The sequence below is a fragment of the Stenotrophomonas acidaminiphila genome (assembly GCF_001431595.1).
Classification (GTDB): Bacteria; Pseudomonadota; Gammaproteobacteria; order Xanthomonadales; family Xanthomonadaceae; genus Stenotrophomonas; species Stenotrophomonas acidaminiphila.
This window is the reverse complement of record NZ_LDJO01000056.1, coordinates 13,497-31,320: the sequence shown is the minus strand read 5'-3', so window position 1 is coordinate 31,320 and position 17,824 is coordinate 13,497. Positions and strand designations below refer to the sequence as shown.

Genomic DNA, 17,824 nt, shown 5'->3' with positions numbered 1-17,824 from the left:
GGGGATTCCTGTGGAGCGGGGGCGAGGGCTGCGGTTATCATGGGCGACCAGAAAAACAGATGCCCGCCTTCGACGGCGGGCGTTCCATTCTAATCCGGCCGCCACGCGCGCGCCGGTTTTGCCACTTATCAGGAGTTCCAGCATGGCCAGCTACGGCATGAACGACGTGAAGAACGGGATGAAAATCCTGGTCAACAACCAACCGGCTGTCATCATCGACACCGAGTACGTCAAGCCGGGCAAGGGCCAGGCGTTCACCCGGGTGAAGTACCGCCTGATCAAGGACGGCCGCACCCAGGAAATCACCATGAAGTCGACCGATTCGCTGGATGCCGCGGACGTCGTCGACACCGACATGAACTACATGTACAGCGATGGCGAGTACTGGCACTTCATGGACCCGGAGACCTTCGAGCAGGTGCAGGCGACCAAGGCCGGCATGGGCGGCGCCGAGAAGTGGCTCAAGGGCGAGGAGTCCTGCGTGGTGACCCTGTGGAACGGCGAGCCGATCGCCGTGCAGCCGCCGAACTTCGTCGAACTGAAGATCACCGAGACCGACCCGGGCGTGCGCGGCGATACCTCCGGCGGCGGTGGCAAGCCGGCCACCCTGGAAACCGGTGCGGTGGTGCGCGTGCCGCTGTTCGTCGGCCAGGACGAGGTGATCCGCGTCGACACCCGCTCCGGCGAATACTCCGCGCGCGTCAAGTAAGCCCATGCGCGAACCCGCCGGCGTCGAGCAGGCTGTCGAGGAACCGGTCCGCGAGGACCGGTTTCCGCATGAGCGGGTGGTGAACTTCTGCGACGCGGTGTTCGCCATCGTCATCACCCTGCTGGCCATCGAGCTGCGCCTGCCGGGCAGCGAACTCATCGAGCGGGTGGGCGCCGACCAGGCCTGGGGCGAGACCTCCAGCGTGCTGCTGGCGTACGTCATCAGCTTCTTCGTGACCGGGCTGTTCTGGGTCGGGCACATGCTCACCTGGAAACACGTGCGGCGGGTCAACGCCAAGCTGGTGTGGCTGGCCCTGCTGCAGTTGTTCTTCGTCGTGCTGATGCCGTTCGCGACCCGCCAGGTGTCCGAGCATTTCGTGGTCTATGCGCTGGTGCTCACCGGCATTTCGCTGTTTTCCTGGCTGCTCCGGCGCACGGTGGTGGCACAGGAGGACCTGCGCGCCCGGCTCGGCGCGGCGCAGGCCCGGCTGCTGCTGGTGCGCGGGCTGATCCCGCTGCTGGTGTTCTCCTGCGCCATCCCGCTGGGCCTGTTCGTCCCGGGGAAATGGGCGGCGCTGGTGTTCGCGTTGATTTTCCCGCTGTCCATGCTCGCCCGGCGGCGCATCCTCGCCCGCGGCGGGTGAGTGCGCGCCACAGGCCCGGTCCCCGGAAGGAAGCTCTGCAATGACAACCCCTGAAACCGCGGCGTCCCGCTGCGACCTCCTGATCGAAGCCGGCTACGTGGTGCCGGTCGAGCCGCATGCGGTGGTGCTGGAAGACCACGCGGTGGCGGTCAGCGGCGGCCGGATCGTGGCGGTGCTGCCGCGCGCCGAGGCGCGCGCGCGCTTCCAGGCCGCCGACGTGGTGTCGCGCCCGCAGGCGGCGCTGATCCCGGGGCTGGTCAACGCCCACACCCACAACCCGATGACCCTGCTGCGCGGGATCGCCGACGACCTGCCGCTGATGACCTGGCTGCGCGAGCACATCTGGCCGGTCGAGGCGGCGGTGATCGGCCCCGAGTTCGTTGCCGACGGCACCACCCTGGCGATCGCCGAGATGCTGCGCGGCGGTACCACCTGCGCCAACGAGAACTACTTCTTCGCCGACGTGCAGGCCGCCGTGTACAAGAAGCACGGCTTCCGCGCGCTGGTCGGCTCGGTGATCATCGACTTCCCCAGCGCCTGGGCCCGCAGCGACGACGAGTACTTCGCCCGCGCCGGCGAGCTGCACGACCAGTGGCGCGGCGACCCGCTGATCGGCACCGCGTTCGCCCCGCACGCGCCCTACACGGTGAACGACGCCAATTTCGAGCGGGTGCGGATGCTGTCCGACCAGCTCGATATCCCGGTGCACCTGCATACCCACGAGACCGCGCAGGAAATCAGCGACTCGATCAGGCTGCATGGCCAGCGCCCGCTGGCGCGGCTGGACCGTCTGGGCCTGGTCAACGACCGCCTGATCGCGGTGCACATGACCCAGCTCACCGACGCCGAGATCCACCTGTGCGCCGAGCGCGGCGTGCACGTGGTGCACTGCCCGGAGTCGAACCTGAAGCTGGCCTCGGGCTTCTGCCCGGCCTGCGCGCTGGTGCGCGCGGGCGTGAACCTGGCCATCGGCACCGACGGCTGCGCCAGCAACAACGACCTGGACATGTTCAGCGAGAACCGCACCGCGGCGATCCTGGCCAAGGCCGTGGCCAACGACGCCACCGCGCTGGACGCGGCCACCACGCTGCGCGCGGCGACCCTGGGCGGCGCGCGTGCGCTGGGTTTCGGTGAGAAGATCGGCTCGATCGAGGTCGGCAAGCAGGCCGACCTGGCGTGCGTGGACCTGTCGGCGCTGGAGACCCAGCCGCTGCACCATGTGCTGTCGCAGCTGGTCTACGCCGCCGGCCGCCACCAGGTCAGCGACGTGTGGATCGCCGGCCAGCCCAAGCTGGTGCAGCGCGAACTGGTCGGCATGGACGTGGCGGCGATCACCGCCAATGCCCGCCAGTGGCGCGACCGCATCCGTTCCATCCGCGCCTGAGCGCGGCGGTTTCACGAGGACCCTGAAATGACCGCAGCACCGACGTCCAACAACTTCGATCAGGCCGAACTGGACAAGTTCGCCGCGCTGGCCAACCGCTGGTGGGACGCCGACGGCCCGCAGAAGCCGCTGCACGCGCTCAACCCGGTGCGGCTGCAGTACGTGGCCGAACGCGCCGCGCTGCGCGGCGCCCGGGTGCTCGACATCGGCTGCGGCGGCGGCCTGCTCAGCGAAGCGCTGGCGAAGCAGGGCGCGCAGGTGACCGCCATCGACCTGGCGCCGGAACTGGTCAAGGTCGCACGCCTGCACGGGCTGGAATCCGGGGTACAGGTCGATTACCGGGTGCAGGCAGCCGAGGATCTGGCCGCCGAGCAGGCCGGCACGTTCGACGTGGTGACCTGCATGGAGATGCTGGAGCACGTGCCGGACCCGGGCGCGATCATCGCCGCCTGCCAGCGCCTGCTGCGTCCCGGCGGCAAGCTGTTCCTGTCCACGATCAACCGCACTCCGGCCGCGTTCGCGGTGGCGGTGGTCGGCGCCGAGTACATCGCCCGGCTGCTGCCCAGGGGCACGCACCACTACCAGGAGTTCATCAAGCCGGCCGAGCTGGGCGCATGGCTGCGCCAGTCCGGGCTGCAGCTGCAGGACGTCAGCGGCATGGCCTACGAGCCGTGGCGCAACCGCGCGCGCCTGAGCCGGCGTACCGACATCAACTACCTTGCCTTCGCGGTCAAGCCGGACCAGGCCTGACCGTGGCCGCGTTCCCGCCGGTGGTGCTGTTCGACCTTGATGGCACCCTGCTCGACACCGCACCGGACTTCGTGGTCACCGCCAATGCCATGCGCCAGGCGCGCGGCATGCAGGCGCTGGCCGCCGAGCGGTTGCGCCCGGTGGTGTCCAAGGGCTCGCGGGCGATGCTGGCGGTGGCCTTCCCGCAGATGGCCGAAAGCGAGCGGCATGCGCTGGTGCCCGAGTTCCTGGATGTCTACCAGTCGCTGATCGGCCGCCACGCGCGGCTGTTCGATGGCATCGCCAGCATGTTGCATGCGCTGGAACAGGCGGGCAGCCGCTGGGGCATCGTCACCAACAAACCCGAATACCTGGCGCGGCTGATCCTGCCGCAGCTGGGCTGGGAGCAGCGCTGCGCGGTACTCATCGGCGGCGACACCCTGGCCGAGCGCAAGCCGCACCCGCTGCCGCTGCAGGTGGCCGCACAGCGGATCGGGCTGGCGCCACAGCACTGCGTCTACGTCGGCGACGACGAGCGCGACATCCAGGCCGCATCCGCGGCCGCCATGCCGTCGGTCGCGGCGCTGTGGGGCTACCGCCCGGACGGCGACGACCCGGCGCTGTGGCAGGCCGACGTGATGGTGGCGACTCCGGCCGCGCTGCTGGAGCCGGCGGCCTGGCCGCGGCCGCGCGGCCTGCGCGCGGACCGCACGGAGGCGGTTCAGTCGGCGCAGCGGCGGTAGTCGAACCGGATCTCCAGCGGCATGCCGTCCGCTCCGGTCCCGGAAATGGCGGCGCGCAATCGCGTGCCGTCGCGCCGGTATTCGATGCGCTGGGGGAAATCATGTCCGGGGTTCGCGAACACCACCCAGCCATCGCCGCGCCCGGCGATGGCGAACACGGTCGGCGCCGCGCCGTTGGGCTGGACATGGAAACCCGCCTCGCCGCCGGCAGGCACCAGGCGCATGAATTCGAACGACTCGGTGCCGCCGCCGCGTAGCGTGCGCGACATGCCCAGCAGCGCACCGCCGGCTTCCGGCAGCCAGGCCTCCTCGATCTTCCGTTCCGCGCTGCCGCCGCACCATTGGCCCGCGAGCCAGTCGAATTCGCCGGCCACGGCGGTCCCACCTGCCAATGCCATGCCCACCCCCAGCACCATTGCCGCCTTTGCCATGTTCCCGCCTCCTCGATGGATGGGGGCAGGCTAGCGGCGCCCCTGTCGCGGCGCTTGTAAAAACGCGCAGCGCGCGGTTCGATGGCGCATGGACTACAGCGAGCATCCGCCGCCGCCGGGACTGCGGCGCCACGTGCGCTGCCTGTGGGTGCTGCGCGACGCTGCCCCTGATGGCGAGCCGCAGGTGATCTATCCGGACGGTTGCTGCGAGCTGCTGGCCGAACTGGGCGTGCCGCTGCGCTTCCACGGCGCCGACGGGCAGGTCCGCGCCGACCAGCCGTTCTGCTTCGCCGCCCAGCAGCGCGGCCCGATCCGCCTGCAGGCGACCGGTGCGGTGTTCTGCATCGGCGTGCGGCTGGCGCCAGCGAGCAGCGCGCTGGTGGCCGGCGCGCGGTTGCCGGCGCTGCGCGACCATGCCCCCGACCTGTACACGCTGGACCCGGGGTTCGCCACGCGCTTCGGCGAGGCCGCGCATGCGTGCGCCGCCACGCAGTCGCCGGACCCCCTGTGGCGCCTGTTGCACGGGCAGTGCGCCGGTTTCACACCCGATGCGCTCATCGAGCGCGCGGTGGCCATGCTCGACGCGGCAGATGGCGACCTGCGCATCACCGCACTGGCACAGCGGCTCGGCACCGGACTGCGCACCCTGCAGCCGCGCTTCCTTGCGGCAGTCGGCATGACCCCGAAGGAGTACGCCCGCGTGCGTCGCCTGCAGGCGCTGCTGCGTACGCTGGATGCCGAAGACGCGGACATCGCCGATGCCGCCGCACGCCATGGCTACAGCGACCAGGCCCACGCCACGCACGACCTGCTCAGCTGGACCGGCACCACCCCGGCCCGGCTGCTGCGTGCGCTGCGCGGCGACCGGCACGGCGACGATGCGCTGCGCCTGGCGGCGGCCTTCGTGCGCGGCACCAGCGCCCGGCCCGCGGCACTGGCGCGTGGCACACATTGCAGGATGGCAACGCGCCGTTCCGACGGCACCTGATCCCACTGCTGGCGCCTGCCCGGTGGCCGCCAGCGGCGCAGGACGGCAGACGGCGGGCGGGCGGATTCTTACAATGGGCGCATGACTGGATCTGATTCGCTGGACGGTTTCCTGGACAAATGGCGCGAGCGCTGGCCCGAGTGGTCGCTGGTGGACCGTTTCGTCGCACCGGAACTGCATCGCCGCACCGTGGCGTGGTTCGCGCTGCTGCAGGAATTCGACGACATGCTCAACATCGCCGGCGATCCGTTGCCCGCCAATGCCAAGCTCGGCTGGTGGGGCGAGGAACTGCGCAGCTGGGCCGGGCAGCGCTCGCGGCATCCGCTCGGACGCGTGCTGGAGCCGGTGCGCGCGCCCTGGGCGCAGCTGGCCGAAGCCCTGCCGGACCTGACCGAGGCCCGCGATGTCGTGGCCGATCCAGCGCAGGCGCGCAGCACGCTGCAACGCTTCGCCGATGCGGTGGCGGCGGTGGAGGCGGCCCTGTTCGATGCGCCGCTGCAGTCCGCCGCCGGTGATGCGGTGCTGACCCAGCTGCTGGCGCAGCGGGTGCAGGACCTGGGCGCCGCCGCGGTGCCCAGCGCCGCCGGTGGCGAAGCCGCCTGGCAGCAGGTTCTGCTGGCGCGCTGGCCGGCGCGGGTCGCGGGGCCGCGGCCACGCCGGCTGTATGCGGCGCTGGCCCGTGCCCGCCTGCAGGCCCGCATCCGCGGCGGCGACTACCAGCCCGCCCCGGCGGCGCTGCTGTGGCGTGGGTGGTGGGCGGCCCGGGGCTGATCGCCCGAGGCCCGCGGACGCGGGCGATCGTCGACGGCAGGGGCCTTGGCCGGCGGCAGTCGGTCGCCATGGAAGGAACAGGTCACGCTGGTGGAGCGGTGAGTGGCTCGCTTGCCCTGGTCGGATAGGTGAGCAGGTAGAGCAGAACCAGGATGCCGGCTACCGGCGCCAGGCTGATCAACTGCCACCAGGGGTTGAAGCCCGCGTCGCGCAGGCGCCGCGTGCAGGCCGCGAGCCACGGCACCAGCACCAGCAGCGAAGCCAGCTGCAGCGGCAGCGGGCCGACGGCCTCTGCAAGCAGTTGGGCCAGGGCCAGCAGCATCGCCACGGCCAGTGCGAACCACCAGAAATCCGCGCGTGGCGTGGTGCCTTTGAACTCCAGGCCACGCAGTACGCCCTCGCGCATGGCCTGCAGCGCCGGCTGGCTGGGCGCCGGCTGGCCCAGCAGCAGGCTCCCGGCCGGTACTTCGAAGACGGCGGCCAGGGCCCGCAGGGATTCGGTGGAAATCTTCGCGCCCGATTCCTGGCGCTGGATGGTCCGCAGGTTCAAGCCGCTCAATGCGGCCAGTTGCTCCTGCGACCACTGGCGGGCGAGGCGCAGTTCGCGAAGTCGGGTGCCGTTGACATGCATGGGGATTCCTCGGGGCAGTGGGCTCGGGTTTCCACCATCATCCTGCCGGATGCCCGCCAACGGTGAGGACATGCCCCCGACATGGACCCGACACGGCCCCGGCGGCGCAGTCTCCAGGGGCGCGGGACCGTCGGCAAGGCGGCCTCGGGCCCGGGAGCCGTGCGGCGGCCATTCCCCGCCTCTGGGGCTCCCATCGGGCGACGCGGGGAGCGGCGCAGGGGGGTGAGAAATCCGGCGCCCCGCGTCCGTGCCGGGTGCGGACGGGCTACTTGCCGCGTTCGAGCACCAGCAGCGGGTCGATGCGGGTGTCGAACCAGTTCATGCCCCAGTGCAGGTGGGGCCCGGTCGCGCGCCCGGTGGCACCGACCGCGGCGATCACCTGTCCCTGCGCGATGCGGTCGCCGACCTTCACGTCGATCCGCGACAGGTGCAGGAAATTGGAACTGATGCCGAACCCGTGGTCGAGCACCAGGGTGCCGCCGGTCAGGTAAAGACCCGGGTCGGCGAAAGTGACGATGCCCGCGGCTGGCGCCTTCACCGGGGTGCCGGTCGGCGCGGCGATGTCCATGCCCGAATGGCCGGCGCCGGGCTGCCCGTTGTAGACCCGGGCATTGCCGAAGCGGCCGCTGATGCGGCCCTGGACGGGCCACAGGAAGGTCTGGGCGAAGTCGGTGCGGTTGTCGTCGCGTTGGCGCGCCTCGGTGACCCGGGCCTGTTCGCGGGCAATGCGTTCGGCGATGGCCGGCGGCGGGTTCACCGTCTTCGGCGGCACGCCATTGACCCGTTCCAGCGGCCAGTCGCGCGCCGCCACTGCGATCACCGCGGTCTCCTCGGAACCATCCGGGCGGTGCACCTGCACCTGCAGCGGGCCGGTCTCGTCGCGGCCGATGCCGAATACCACGCTGCCGTAGCCGCTGACCCGCAGGTCGCGGCCGGCATGGCGCACGCGGCTGCCGGCTGGCACCTTGCCGATCACCATCGCGCCTTGCGAGGCGCTGGCCGGGAACACCACGCGGTTGTCGATCAGGTCGGCGATGCCGTCCTGCGCCAGCACGCCCTGGGCCGCAAGCAGGGGGGCGGCGAACAACAGCACCCCCGACAGGAGCATCGAGCGCATCAGCGGGCGTAGGTCATGCGCTGGCCGGCCGGGCTGCCGACCAGCCGGCTGCCGTCCCACACCCGCTGGCCGTTGACCCAGGTCGAGGCGATGCGCGAGCGGAAGGTGGTGCCTTCGAACGGCGACCAGCCGCACTTGGACAGCACGTCCTCGCGCCTGACCGTGAACGGCACGTCCTCCACCAGCACCAGGTCGGCGAAATAGCCTTCGCGCAGGAAGCCGCGTTCCTCCACGTCGAACAGCTGCGCCGGGGCGTGGGCGAACTTCTGCACCACCTGTTCGCGGGTGAGCTTGCCCTCGTGCACGCGTTCCAGCGCGGCGACCAGCGCGTACTGCACCAGCGGCAGGCCGGACGGCGCCTGCGCGTAGGGCTTCTGCTTTTCTTCCCAGGTGTGCGGGGCATGGTCGGTGGCCAGCACGTCCAATACGTCGTCGGCCAGCGCGGCGATGATCGCCTCGCGGTCGGCCACGTCCTTGATCGCCGGGTTGCACTTGATCAGGTTGCCCTTGGTGGCGTAGTCCGGGCGGGCAAAATGCAGGAAGTGCACGCAGGTCTCGGCGGTGATCTGCTTGCGGCTGCCATCGGCACGCACCAGCGGGCCCTTCTCGAACAGCGCCAGTTCGTCGGCGGTGGAGATGTGCAGCACGTGCAGGCGGGTGCCGTGCCTGCGCGCCAGCGACATCGCCAGCCGGGTCGACTTGATGCAGGCTTCGCGCGAACGGATGTCCGGGTGCATTTCCGCGGTCAGCGCATCGCCGTACTTTTCCTGGAACGCCTTCATGTTGGCGTCGATCATCGGCGTGTCTTCGCAGTGGGTGATGATCGGCGTGGGGCAGTCGCGGAAAATCGCGTCCAGCGTGTCCGGGTCGTCGACCAGCATGTTGCCGGTGGAGGCGCCCATGAACACCTTCACGCCCGGCGCCTTCTTCGGGTCGAGCATGCGGATGGCGTCCAGGTTGTCGTTGCTGGCGCCGTGGTAGAAACCGTAATTGGCCCATGCGCGGCCGTGCGCCAGCGCGTACTTGGCTTCGAGGATGGTCGAGTCCAGGGTCGGCGGGTTGGTGTTGGGCATGTCCATGAAACTGGTGAGGCCGCCGGCAACGGCCGCCGCCGACTCGCTGGCGATGTCGCCCTTGTGGGTCAGTCCGGGTTCGCGGAAATGCACCTGGTCGTCGATCATGCCCGGCAGCAGCCAGCGGCCGGCGGCATCGACCACTTCCTCGCCGGCGCGCGGCGCCAGCCCGCTGCCGATCAGGGCGATGCGGCCGTCCTCGATGCGCAGGTCGCCATCGAAGGTGCGGCCCTCGTTGACCATGCGGGCATTGGTGATGAGCGTGGAGGACATGTCAGTGTTTTCCTGTGCAGCGGCAAGAGGGGGAATGGGCCTTGTCCGGAACCGGGTCGAAGCCGCCGGGATGGAGCGGGTGGCAGCGGCCCAGCCGGCGCAGGGTAAGCCAGCTGCCCCGCAACGGGCCGTGCAGGCGGATCGCGTCCATCGAGTACTCGGAGCAGCTGGGGACAAAGCGGCAGCGCGGCCCCAGCAGGGGGCTGATGAAGCGCTTGTAGAAGCGCAGCAGGGCGATGAGGAGTCGGCTTATCACCCCTGGATGATAAGCCAGCTGGCATTGCCCAAGGATTTGTCGCACGATGCCGGACAGGTGGCAGGCGGACTTGGGACGCCGGCCGCCCACCGGGGTACGCCGCTCGTGCCCGGTCACGTTCCGAACCGCGCAGGAGGGTCCGGCGATGCCGCCGGGCCGTTCCGGGGCAGCTCGGGCATCCGTTCATGTCGGGGCGGTCGGCGCGGTTGCCGCTGCTGGTCGGGTAGGCTATAAAGGCCCGCTTTCCCGGGCCCCGGGGGAAACAAGGAAGAGCGTTTCGTGGCTGCTAAAAAACCTGCAAAAAAGGCCGTCAAGGTCGCCAAGAAAACCGCCAAACCTGCAGTCAAGAAGGCGGCGCCGAAGCCGGTAGTCAAGAAACCGGCCGCCAAGCCCGCCAAGCCAGCTGCGAAGAAGGCGCCTGCCAAGAAGGTGGTGGCCAAGAAGGCCCCGGCCAAGCAGGCAGCGCCCGCCAAGAAGACGGTGGCCAAGAAGGCCCCGGTCAAGAAAGCCCCAGTCAAGAAGGTGGCCGCCAGCAAGGCCCCGGCGAAGAAGGTGGCCGCCCCGGTGGCCAAGGTGGCCAAGGCCGCCAAGCCGGTGGTCAAGAAGGCCGTCGCCAAGACCGCGGCCAAGGCGTCCAAGTCCCCGGTCAGCAAACCCGTCGTCAAGTCCGTACCGAAGCCGGCTCCCAAGCCGGTGCCGGCCAAGCCTGTCCCGGCCACAGTCGCCAAGACGGTACCCGCCCCGGCCCCCGCGCCGGCGGCCAAGGCACCGGCTTCGGCAGCCAAGGCCCCGCAATCCAAGAATCCCGTGCCTGTTTCGAAATCCCCCGCAAAGACCGCAATCAAGTCCGCCGCACCCGCCGCCGTCCGTCCGGTCGGCAAGGTTGCAGTTGCCGTAACCGCACGCTCGGCCGCCCCGGCCCCGCGCAGCAAGCACAAAGTGGTCGAATACAAGACCGACGAGGCGACCGGTCGCCCGATCCTGCCGGCCGGCTACAAGCCCTCGGCGGACGAGGAGTACATGAGCCCGTTGCAGCAGGAGTACTTCCGCAAGCGCCTGCAGGACTGGCGCGCCGACCTGGTGGAGGAATCCAAGCAGACCATCGAGAACCTGCGCGAGGAAGTGCGCGACATCGGCGATGAGGCCGAGCGCGCCACCCGCGAGACCGAGAATTCGCTGGAACTGCGCACCCGCGACCGCTACCGCAAGCTGATCGGCAAGATCGACAGCACGCTCAAGCGCCTGGAGTCGGGTGACTACGGCTACTGCGTGGACACCGGCGAGGAAATCGGCCTGGAGCGCCTTGAGGCGCGCCTCACCGCCGAGCGCACCATCGATGCGCAGGAACGCTGGGAACACATGCAGAAGCAGCAGGGCGATTGATTCCGGTCCCCGCTGTCGACAAAGAGCCCCGCCTTGCGCGGGGCTTTTTGTTTGCAGCGTTCGCGCCGGCATCGCGGCGGCGGCCCGGTCGTGCAGCCGCCATCGCCCCGGGCTACTGCAGGTCGCGCAGGTTCAGGCGCCTCAGCGTGGGGTTCCTCCACGCGGTGAGGCCCGCCACGCCCAGCACCGCGCAGCCGCCGACCACCACCGCCGGCACCAGTCCCAGCAGCCGCGCCATGGTGCCGGCGTAGAACGCACCCAGTTCATTGGACGAACTGATGAAGATGCCGTTGATCGACGACACCCGGCCACGCATCTCGTCGGGCGTGGCCAGCTGCAGGATGGTCGAGCGCACCACCACCGACACGCCGTCGAACGCGCCGTAGAACAGCAGGATCGCCGCCGACAACCAGAAGCTGCGCGACAGGCCGAAGCCGATCACGCACAGCCCGAAGCCGGCCACCGCGTACAGCAGCACGCGCCCGGCGTTGCGGTGCAGCGGGTGCCGGGCCAGCCACAGGCCCACGCATACCGATCCCAGCGCCGGCGCCGCGCGCAGGATGCCCAGGCCTTCCGGCCCGTAGTGCAGGATTTCCTGGATGAAGGCCGGCAGCATCGCCACCACGCCGCCCAGCAGCACCGAGAACATGTCCAGCGCCATCGCGCCGAGCATCACCGGTGTGGACAGCACGAAACGCGCGCCCTCGGCGATGCTGGCGAAGATCGGCGCGCGGGTCTGCGGCGGTGGCGCTTCGTGCACGCGCAGCAGGGCCAGCGCGGCCATGGCCAGCGCCGCCATCGCCGCGGCCACGGCATAGGCCAGGGCCTTGCCGCCCCAGCCGACCAGGACGCCGCCCAGCGCCGGGCCGAGCACCATGCCGGCCTGGAACACCACGCTGCCGAAGCCGGCGCCGCGCGCGTACTGCCTGCGCGCCAGCACCCGCGCGAACAACGCGTTGTAGACCGGCGACAGGAAGGCGCGGACCATGCCGGTCAGGGCGATCGCCAGGTAGATCGGCCACACGCCCTGGAACGGCAACGCGCCCAGCGCGACCGCGCACAGGATGGCGGCGGTGGCTACCAGCCCGAGGCTGGCCGCCATGCCCAGGCGGCGGCGTGGCAGGTGGTCCACCAGGTAGCCGGCGAACGGCGCCACGCAGAAATAGGGCAGCACTTCGGCCAGACCGACCAGGCCCAGCGAGAACGGATTGCGGGTGATCTCGTAGATGTGCCAGCCGACCGTGACCGCGACGATCTGGTAGGACAGCATCGCGGTGATGCGGTAGGCCAGCAGGTGCGCGAAGCCGGGCTGGCGCAGCAGCGCGCCTACGCCGGCATCGCCGCTGCCGGCGGTCACTGTGGTTGCGACCGCGCGGTGTCGCGGATGAACGACAGCATCGCCGCCAGCCCGTTGCTGCGGGTCGGCGACAGGTGCCGGGCCAGGCCGATGGAGGCCACGTACTCCGGCTCGGTGGCCAGGATCTCGGCGGCGGGGCGGCCGGAGTAGACGCGCAGCGCCAGATAGATCAGCCCGGAAACGATGGCCGAGTCGCTGACCGCGTGGAACACGAGCCGGTCGGCATTGCCTTCCGGCACGATCCATACCATCGACTGGCAGCCGTGCAGGCGGTGCGCCTCGGTCTTCCACGCATCCGGGAAGGGCGGCAGCTTGCGGCCGAGGTCGATCAGGTACTGGTAGCGCTCGGACCAGTCGCCGAAGAAGGAGAATTCGTCGGCGATCGCGGCCTGGGCTTCGGCGGCGGTGGCTTCGAGCGGGAAGGGGGTGTCGGTCATCTTGGTTCCGTCAGGGGAGGGCCTTGCCGTCCGCGGCATGGCTGGAGCGGCGCCGGATGCGCCGGCCGGGCATTGGCTAGGCGTGCCTGCGCACCCAGCGCACGCCCTGCGGGGTGTCCTCCAGCACGATGTTCTCCGCCGCCAGCTGCTCGCGGATGGCGTCGGCACGGGCGAAGTCGCGGGCCTGCTTGGCGGCGATGCGTTCATCGATCAGGGCCTGGATGCGGGCATCGTCGTCGCTGCCCGCGCCGCGGCCGAACCACGCCGACGGTGCCTGCTGCAACAGGCCCAGGACAAGCCCGGCGCCGAGCAGTTCGCCCTTCAGGCGCGCCTTTTCGCCGGCGCTTTCGGCCTTGCGCGCCTCGCTGGCGATGCGTGCCACCTCGGCCAGTGCCAGCGGCGTGTTGAGGTCGTCGTCCAGCGCGGCCTCGACCGCGGCCGGGATCGTGGCGCCGGCATCGACCTCGTCCAGGTCGCGCAGCGTGCCGTACAGCCGGTCCAGGGTGCGCACGGACTGCTCGATCAGGGCGTCCGACCAGTCCAGCGGCTGCCGGTAGTGCGCCGACAGCAGCGCGTAGCGCAGCGCTTCGGGCGGGTGCTGGCGCACCAGGTCGTGCACGCGCTCGATGTTGCCCAGCGACTTGCTCATCTTGGCGCCGCCGAAGTTGAGCATGCCGTTGTGCAGCCAGAAGCGGGCGAAGGTACGCCCGCCGTGGGCGCATTCGCTCTGCGCGATCTCGTTCTCGTGGTGCGGGAACTGCAGGTCGACGCCGCCGGCATGGATGTCGATGGTGTCGCCCAGGTGGGCGGCGGCCATCGCCGAGCATTCGATGTGCCAGCCCGGGCGGCCGCGGCCCCAGGGCGATTCCCAGCCGGGCAGGTCGTCGCTGGATGGCTTCCACAGCACGAAATCGCCGGCGTCGCGCTTGTACGGGGCCACCTCGACGCGGGCGCCGGCCAGCATTTCGTCCGGGTCGCGCCGCGACAGCTTGCCGTAGCCGTCGAAGGTGGCGACCGCGAACAGCACGTGGCCTTCGGCGGCATAGGCGTGCCCGGCCTCGATCAGCCGCTCGATCATGGCGATGATCTGCGGGATATGGGCGGTGGCTTCGGGCTCGATGTCCGGCGGCGCCACGCCCAGTGCGGCCATGTCGTCGCGGTAGGCGGCGGCGAAGCGGTCGGTGATCGCCGAGATCCGCACCCCCTGTTCGCGGGCCGCTGCATTGATCTTGTCATCGACGTCGGTGATGTTGCGGGCGTAGCGCAGGCCGCCGAAGCGGCGCCGCAGCAGGCCTGCGAGCACCCCGAACACCACCGGGCCGCGGGCGTTGCCGATATGCACGTAGTTGTAGACGGTCGGGCCGCACACGTACATGGTCGGGGCGGCCGGGTCCAGCGGGGCGAACGGCTCCAGCTGCCGGGTCAGGGTGTTGTACAGGTGCAGGGCCATGGGCGTGCCGTGGGAGCGAAAACAGAGCCGGCAATTCTAGCGGGCCGGGGCCGGGCGGGCACGCCCGGGCTGTGCAGCGGCGCGATGGACGGGTAATGTTCAGCCTCCATCCCTTGTCGCGCCTACACTATATCGGTGGTCATCCCTCATCCATCTCCGTTGAAGTGTCGATGAAGCACGCTCCCGTGTCGCTGTCCATGGCCTGCCTGCTGGCCGTCTCCGCCATGCCGGCCGGGGCGCAGAACGCCGACCTGCGCAACCGGGTGGTGGTCGTCGAGAACGTGCGCTACGACTATGCGCAGGTGCTCAACGTCGAGCCGGTGTTCCAGACCCTGCGCGCCACCCGCACCGAGGAGCACTGCGAGCCCGTCTCCACGCTCACCCTGGCGCCGGTGGAGGTCAAGGGCGAGGAGCAGAAGGGTGGCTTCCGCCGCTTCTGGGATTCGGTCAAGGGCATCTTCAGCCACCAGGACGGCGAGGAAGAGGCCGATGCGGAGGTGCGTGCGGCGGGTGCCGGCAACAATGGCGCGCTGCTCACCCCCGAATGCCGCATCATCGAGGTGGGGCGCGAGTTCCGCCGGCCCATCGCCTACGACGTGGATTACGTCTACAAGGGCATCAAGTTCCGCTCGCGCCTGCCCGAAGACCCCGGCAACCGCCTCAAGCTGCGGGTGTCGATCACCCCCGAGCTGGGCGAGGGCCTGGAACAGGGACCGGCCAATCCCTGATTGCTGCGCCGCGGCACTTGCGTGGTGCCAGGGCGCGTGCGACCATGCGCGACGATGAAGGCGAACAGCTTCCAGCACGAAACCAGCACCGCCCGGATGGCCTCCGGCATGACTTCGCGTGCCCGCCGACCGGAATCCCACATATTCGCTGGGTAAACCGGAGCCTCGTGCTGTCTGTTCGGAAAACCCAGCCCCCGGCTGGGTTTTTTCGTTTCTGTTCCACGAAAGTTTCAACTGCAATGAGCCGCGCGTCCGCGCATCCTGCCGCCGGCAACGGTGGTCCCCCGCACCAGCAAAGGATGGATCGATGTCTGTGAAGCACTTCTTGAACACCCAGGACTGGAGCCGCGCCGAACTCGACGCGCTGTTGACCCAGGCGGCGCTGTTCAAGCGCAACAAGCTGGGCGACGACCTGAAGGGCAGGTCCATCGCGCTGGTGTTCTTCAACCCGTCGATGCGCACCCGCACCAGCTTCGAGCTGGGCGCGTTCCAGCTCGGCGGGCACGCCATCGTGCTGCAGCCGGGCAAGGACGCGTGGCCGATCGAGTTCGACCTGGGCACGGTGATGGACGGCGACACCGAGGAGCACATCGCCGAAGTGGCGAAGGTGCTGGGCCGCTACGTCGACCTCATCGGCGTGCGCGCCTTCCCGAAGTTCGTCGACTGGCAGTACGACCGCCAGGACATCGTGCTCAAGGCATTCGCCAAGTACTCGCCGGTGCCGGTCATCAACATGGAGACCATCACCCATCCGTGCCAGGAGCTGGCGCATGCGCTGGCGCTGCAGGAGCACTTCGGCAGCAGCGACCTGCGTGGCAAGAAGTATGTGCTGACCTGGACCTACCACCCCAAGCCGCTGAACACCGCGGTGGCCAACTCGGCGCTGACCATCGCCACCCGCATGGGCATGGACGTGACCCTGCTGTGCCCGGACGAGCAGTACATCCTCGACGAGCGCTACATGGGCTGGGCCGCGCAGAACGTGGCCGAAAGCGGCGGCTCGCTGACGGTCAGCCACGACATCGAAAGCGCCTACCGCGGCGCCGACGTGGTCTACGCCAAGAGCTGGGGCGCACTGCCGTACTTCGGCAACTGGGCGCCGGAGAAGCCGATCCGCGACCAGTACAAGCACTTCATCGTCGACGAGGCCAAGATGGCGCTCACCAACAACGGCGTGTTCAGCCATTGCCTGCCGCTGCGGCGCAACGTCAAGGCCACCGACGCGGTGATGGATTCGCCGCAGTGCATCGCCATCGACGAGGCCGAGAACCGCCTGCACGTGCAGAAGGCGATCATGGCCGCACTGGTCCGCTGATCCTTCCCGCCGCTTTCCCTTTACCCGATTCAGCAACGGCGGCCCGCGCGTCGCCCAACGAGATCCCCCACATGACCACTCCCAACGAATCCCGCGACATCGTCCTGGCCTTCTCCGGCGGCCTGGACACCAGCTTCTGCGTGCCCTACCTGAAGGAGCGCGGCTGGAACGTGCACACCGTGTTCGCCGATACCGGCGGCGTGGACGCCGAGGAGCGCGAGACCATCGAAAAGCGCGCCGCCGAACTGGGCGTGGCCAGCCACGTCACCGTCGATGGCGGCCCGGCGATCTGGGAAGGCTTCGTCAAGCCGTTCGTGTGGGCTGGCGAGGGCTACCAGGGCCAGTATCCGCTGCTGGTGTCCGATCGCTACCTGATCGTCGATGCCGCCCTCAAGCGCGCCGCCGAGCTGTGCACCAACGCCATCGCCCACGGCTGCACCGGCATGGGCAACGACCAGGTGCGCTTCGACCTGGCGGTGAAGGCGCAGGGCGATTACCGCATCCTCGCCCCGATCCGCGAGATCCAGAAGGAGCACACCCAGACCCGCGCCTACGAGCAGGCGTACCTGGAGGAGCGCGGCTTCGGCGTGCGCGCCAAGCAGAAGGCCTACACCATCAACGAGAACCTGCTGGGCGTGACCATGTCCGGTGGCGAGATCGACAGGTGGGAAGCCCCGGGCGAGGGTGCGCGCGGCTGGTGCGCGCCGCGCAGCGCGTGGCCGATCGAACCGCTGACCGTGACCTTGAAGTTCGTCGAGGGCGAGGCGGTGGAACTGGACGGCAAGGCGCTGCCGGGCGAGCAGATCCTGGCAAGGCTCAACAAGCTGTTCGCCCCGTACGGCGTCGGCCGCGGCGTGTACACCGGCGATACCGTGATCGGCCTCAAGGGCCGCATCGTGTTCGAGGCGCCGGGCCTGACCGCGCTGCTGGCCGCGCACCGCGCGCTGGAGGACGCGGTGCTGACCAAGCAGCAGAACCGCTTCAAGCCGGACGTGGCGCGCAAGTGGGTGGAACTGGTCTACGAAGGCTTCTATCACGACCCGCTGAAGACCGACCTGGAGGCGTTCCTGCAGTCGTCGCAGGGCAAGGTCAACGGCGAGGTGGTGCTGGAGACCCGTGGCGCCCGCGTCGATGCGGTGGCGGTGCGTTCGCCGCACCTGCTCAACGCCAAGGGGGCGACCTACGCGCAGTCGGCCGACTGGGGCGTGGAAGAGGCCGAGGGTTTCATCAAGCTGTTCGGCATGAGCTCCACGCTGTACGCGCAGGTCAACCACGGTTGATGCCGGCGTCCTTCCCGCTACGGCGCGGGAAGGGGGCCTGCAGACCCCGGCCCGCCCGCGCCCCTGGATTCCGGGGCGCGAAGCGGGGGCACGGCGCGGTGCAGGGAGTGAAGCCCTGTGACGCCG

At 69.8% G+C, this 17,824-nt stretch carries 19 protein-coding genes; 11 read left to right on the top strand and 8 right to left on the bottom strand.

Annotated features, from left to right (window positions below; all coding sequences use genetic code 11):
- Window positions 1-142 precede the first annotated feature (142 nt).
- Genes efp through ABB33_RS14745 form a run of 5 tightly spaced genes read left to right on the top strand, consistent with a single transcriptional unit; the run spans window position 143 to window position 4,208 of the window.
- The gene (gene efp / locus ABB33_RS14765) at window positions 143-709 is read left to right on the top strand and encodes an elongation factor P (protein ID WP_054665025.1); all 567 of its coding nucleotides are present in this window, start codon (window positions 143-145) and stop codon (window positions 707-709) included.
- Window positions 710-713: 4 nt separating this feature from the next.
- On the top strand, window positions 714-1,352 hold the full coding sequence (locus ABB33_RS14760; RefSeq protein WP_054665026.1) for a TMEM175 family protein: 639 nt from the start codon (window positions 714-716) through the stop codon (window positions 1,350-1,352).
- Window positions 1,353-1,392: 40 nt separating this feature from the next.
- Complete coding sequence (locus tag ABB33_RS14755; protein ID WP_056932612.1) at window positions 1,393-2,736, top strand: TRZ/ATZ family hydrolase; 1,344 nt, start codon at window positions 1,393-1,395, stop codon at window positions 2,734-2,736.
- Window positions 2,737-2,763: 27 nt separating this feature from the next.
- A complete protein-coding gene (gene ubiG, locus ABB33_RS14750) occupies window positions 2,764-3,486 on the top strand; it encodes a bifunctional 2-polyprenyl-6-hydroxyphenol methylase/3-demethylubiquinol 3-O-methyltransferase UbiG (RefSeq protein WP_056932611.1) in 723 nt (240 codons plus the stop codon).
- The gene (locus ABB33_RS14745) at window positions 3,483-4,208 is read left to right on the top strand and encodes a phosphoglycolate phosphatase (RefSeq protein WP_056932614.1); all 726 of its coding nucleotides are present in this window, start codon (window positions 3,483-3,485) and stop codon (window positions 4,206-4,208) included. The genes ubiG and ABB33_RS14745 overlap by 4 nt, the downstream gene beginning before the upstream one ends.
- Here ABB33_RS14745 and ABB33_RS14740 read toward each other — a convergent pair.
- Complete coding sequence (locus tag ABB33_RS14740) at window positions 4,187-4,582, bottom strand: DUF6265 family protein (protein ID WP_248842458.1); 396 nt, start codon at window positions 4,580-4,582, stop codon at window positions 4,187-4,189. The two genes, ABB33_RS14745 and ABB33_RS14740, sit on opposite strands and share 22 nt — an antisense overlap.
- Before the next feature lie 145 nt (window positions 4,583-4,727).
- Between ABB33_RS14740 and ABB33_RS14735 the strand changes: the two genes are divergently transcribed.
- Both ABB33_RS14735 and ABB33_RS14730 read left to right on the top strand, forming a co-directional pair.
- Window positions 4,728-5,627, top strand: a complete 900-nt coding sequence (locus ABB33_RS14735; RefSeq protein ID WP_082595118.1) for a helix-turn-helix domain-containing protein — start codon at window positions 4,728-4,730, stop codon at window positions 5,625-5,627.
- Window positions 5,628-5,708: 81 nt separating this feature from the next.
- A complete protein-coding gene (locus ABB33_RS14730) occupies window positions 5,709-6,398 on the top strand; it encodes an isoprenoid biosynthesis enzyme family protein (RefSeq protein ID WP_056932610.1) in 690 nt (229 codons plus the stop codon).
- A gap of 82 nt (window positions 6,399-6,480) precedes the next feature.
- On the opposite strand, the gene ABB33_RS14725 is transcribed toward ABB33_RS14730, so the two are convergent.
- The 4 genes from ABB33_RS14725 to yidD all read right to left on the bottom strand — a co-directional run bounded on the left by ABB33_RS14725 (window position 6,481) and on the right by yidD (window position 9,766).
- Window positions 6,481-7,029, bottom strand: a complete 549-nt coding sequence (locus ABB33_RS14725) for a DUF805 domain-containing protein (RefSeq protein ID WP_056932609.1) — start codon at window positions 7,027-7,029, stop codon at window positions 6,481-6,483.
- Window positions 7,030-7,294: 265 nt separating this feature from the next.
- The gene (locus ABB33_RS14720; protein WP_056932608.1) at window positions 7,295-8,146 is read right to left on the bottom strand and encodes a M23 family metallopeptidase; all 852 of its coding nucleotides are present in this window, start codon (window positions 8,144-8,146) and stop codon (window positions 7,295-7,297) included.
- On the bottom strand, window positions 8,146-9,492 hold the full coding sequence (locus ABB33_RS14715; protein WP_054665043.1) for a dihydroorotase: 1,347 nt from the start codon (window positions 9,490-9,492) through the stop codon (window positions 8,146-8,148). Before ABB33_RS14715 ends, ABB33_RS14720 begins: the two co-directional genes overlap by 1 nt.
- Window position 9,493: 1 nt before the next feature.
- Entirely contained in the window at window positions 9,494-9,766 is a 273-nt protein-coding gene (gene yidD / locus ABB33_RS14710; RefSeq protein ID WP_152985112.1) for a membrane protein insertion efficiency factor YidD, read from the bottom strand.
- 261 nt (window positions 9,767-10,027) lie between these two features.
- Here yidD and dksA point away from each other — a divergent pair, with 261 nt between their 5' ends.
- On the top strand, window positions 10,028-11,131 hold the full coding sequence (dksA, locus tag ABB33_RS18265; RefSeq protein ID WP_082595117.1) for an RNA polymerase-binding protein DksA: 1,104 nt from the start codon (window positions 10,028-10,030) through the stop codon (window positions 11,129-11,131).
- A gap of 112 nt (window positions 11,132-11,243) precedes the next feature.
- On the opposite strand, the gene ABB33_RS14695 is transcribed toward dksA, so the two are convergent.
- The 3 genes from ABB33_RS14695 to cysS form a co-directional block, all read right to left on the bottom strand.
- On the bottom strand, window positions 11,244-12,488 hold the full coding sequence (locus ABB33_RS14695) for an MFS transporter (RefSeq protein WP_056932607.1): 1,245 nt from the start codon (window positions 12,486-12,488) through the stop codon (window positions 11,244-11,246).
- Window positions 12,485-12,925, bottom strand: coding sequence for a SufE family protein (locus ABB33_RS14690; protein WP_056932606.1), 441 nt, complete (start codon window positions 12,923-12,925; stop codon window positions 12,485-12,487). The genes ABB33_RS14695 and ABB33_RS14690 overlap by 4 nt, the downstream gene beginning before the upstream one ends.
- Before the next feature lie 76 nt (window positions 12,926-13,001).
- Window positions 13,002-14,375 (bottom strand): cysteine--tRNA ligase, encoded by a 1,374-nt coding sequence (cysS, locus tag ABB33_RS14685; protein WP_056932605.1) that lies wholly within the window; start codon window positions 14,373-14,375, stop codon window positions 13,002-13,004.
- A gap of 170 nt (window positions 14,376-14,545) precedes the next feature.
- Here cysS and ABB33_RS14680 point away from each other — a divergent pair, with 170 nt between their 5' ends.
- From ABB33_RS14680 to ABB33_RS14670, 3 genes are all read left to right on the top strand, one after another.
- Window positions 14,546-15,103: a hypothetical protein gene (locus ABB33_RS14680; RefSeq protein WP_056932604.1), complete on the top strand. Its 558-nt coding sequence runs from the start codon at window positions 14,546-14,548 to the stop codon at window positions 15,101-15,103.
- Between the two features lie 307 nt (window positions 15,104-15,410).
- A complete protein-coding gene (locus tag ABB33_RS14675) occupies window positions 15,411-16,418 on the top strand; it encodes an N-acetylornithine carbamoyltransferase (protein ID WP_056932603.1) in 1,008 nt (335 codons plus the stop codon).
- A gap of 71 nt (window positions 16,419-16,489) precedes the next feature.
- Window positions 16,490-17,698, top strand: a complete 1,209-nt coding sequence (locus ABB33_RS14670; protein ID WP_056932602.1) for an argininosuccinate synthase — start codon at window positions 16,490-16,492, stop codon at window positions 17,696-17,698.
- The last annotated feature ends 126 nt before the right edge of the window (window positions 17,699-17,824 follow it).

Excerpts from the sequence above, each read along its gene's own strand:
- ABB33_RS14715 (WP_054665043.1), bottom strand. The coding sequence starts at position 9,492 with ATGTCCTCCACGCTCATCACCAATGCCCGCATGGTCAACGAGGGCCGC.
- ABB33_RS14680 (WP_056932604.1), top strand. The coding sequence starts at position 14,546 with ATGAAGCACGCTCCCGTGTCGCTGTCCATGGCCTGCCTGCTGGCCGTC.
- ABB33_RS14720 (WP_056932608.1), bottom strand. The coding sequence starts at position 8,146 with ATGCGCTCGATGCTCCTGTCGGGGGTGCTGTTGTTCGCCGCCCCCCTG.
- ABB33_RS14730 (WP_056932610.1), top strand. The coding sequence starts at position 5,709 with ATGACTGGATCTGATTCGCTGGACGGTTTCCTGGACAAATGGCGCGAG.
- ABB33_RS14760 (WP_054665026.1), top strand. The coding sequence starts at position 714 with ATGCGCGAACCCGCCGGCGTCGAGCAGGCTGTCGAGGAACCGGTCCGC.
- ABB33_RS14725 (WP_056932609.1), bottom strand. The coding sequence starts at position 7,029 with ATGCATGTCAACGGCACCCGACTTCGCGAACTGCGCCTCGCCCGCCAG.
- efp (WP_054665025.1), top strand. The coding sequence starts at position 143 with ATGGCCAGCTACGGCATGAACGACGTGAAGAACGGGATGAAAATCCTG.
- ABB33_RS14675 (WP_056932603.1), top strand. The coding sequence starts at position 15,411 with ATGTCTGTGAAGCACTTCTTGAACACCCAGGACTGGAGCCGCGCCGAA.
- ABB33_RS14755 (WP_056932612.1), top strand. The coding sequence starts at position 1,393 with ATGACAACCCCTGAAACCGCGGCGTCCCGCTGCGACCTCCTGATCGAA.
- cysS (WP_056932605.1), bottom strand. The coding sequence starts at position 14,375 with ATGGCCCTGCACCTGTACAACACCCTGACCCGGCAGCTGGAGCCGTTC.
- ABB33_RS14735 (WP_082595118.1), top strand. The coding sequence starts at position 4,728 with ATGGACTACAGCGAGCATCCGCCGCCGCCGGGACTGCGGCGCCACGTG.
- ABB33_RS14670 (WP_056932602.1), top strand. The coding sequence starts at position 16,490 with ATGACCACTCCCAACGAATCCCGCGACATCGTCCTGGCCTTCTCCGGC.
- ABB33_RS14690 (WP_056932606.1), bottom strand. The coding sequence starts at position 12,925 with ATGACCGACACCCCCTTCCCGCTCGAAGCCACCGCCGCCGAAGCCCAG.
- ubiG (WP_056932611.1), top strand. The coding sequence starts at position 2,764 with ATGACCGCAGCACCGACGTCCAACAACTTCGATCAGGCCGAACTGGAC.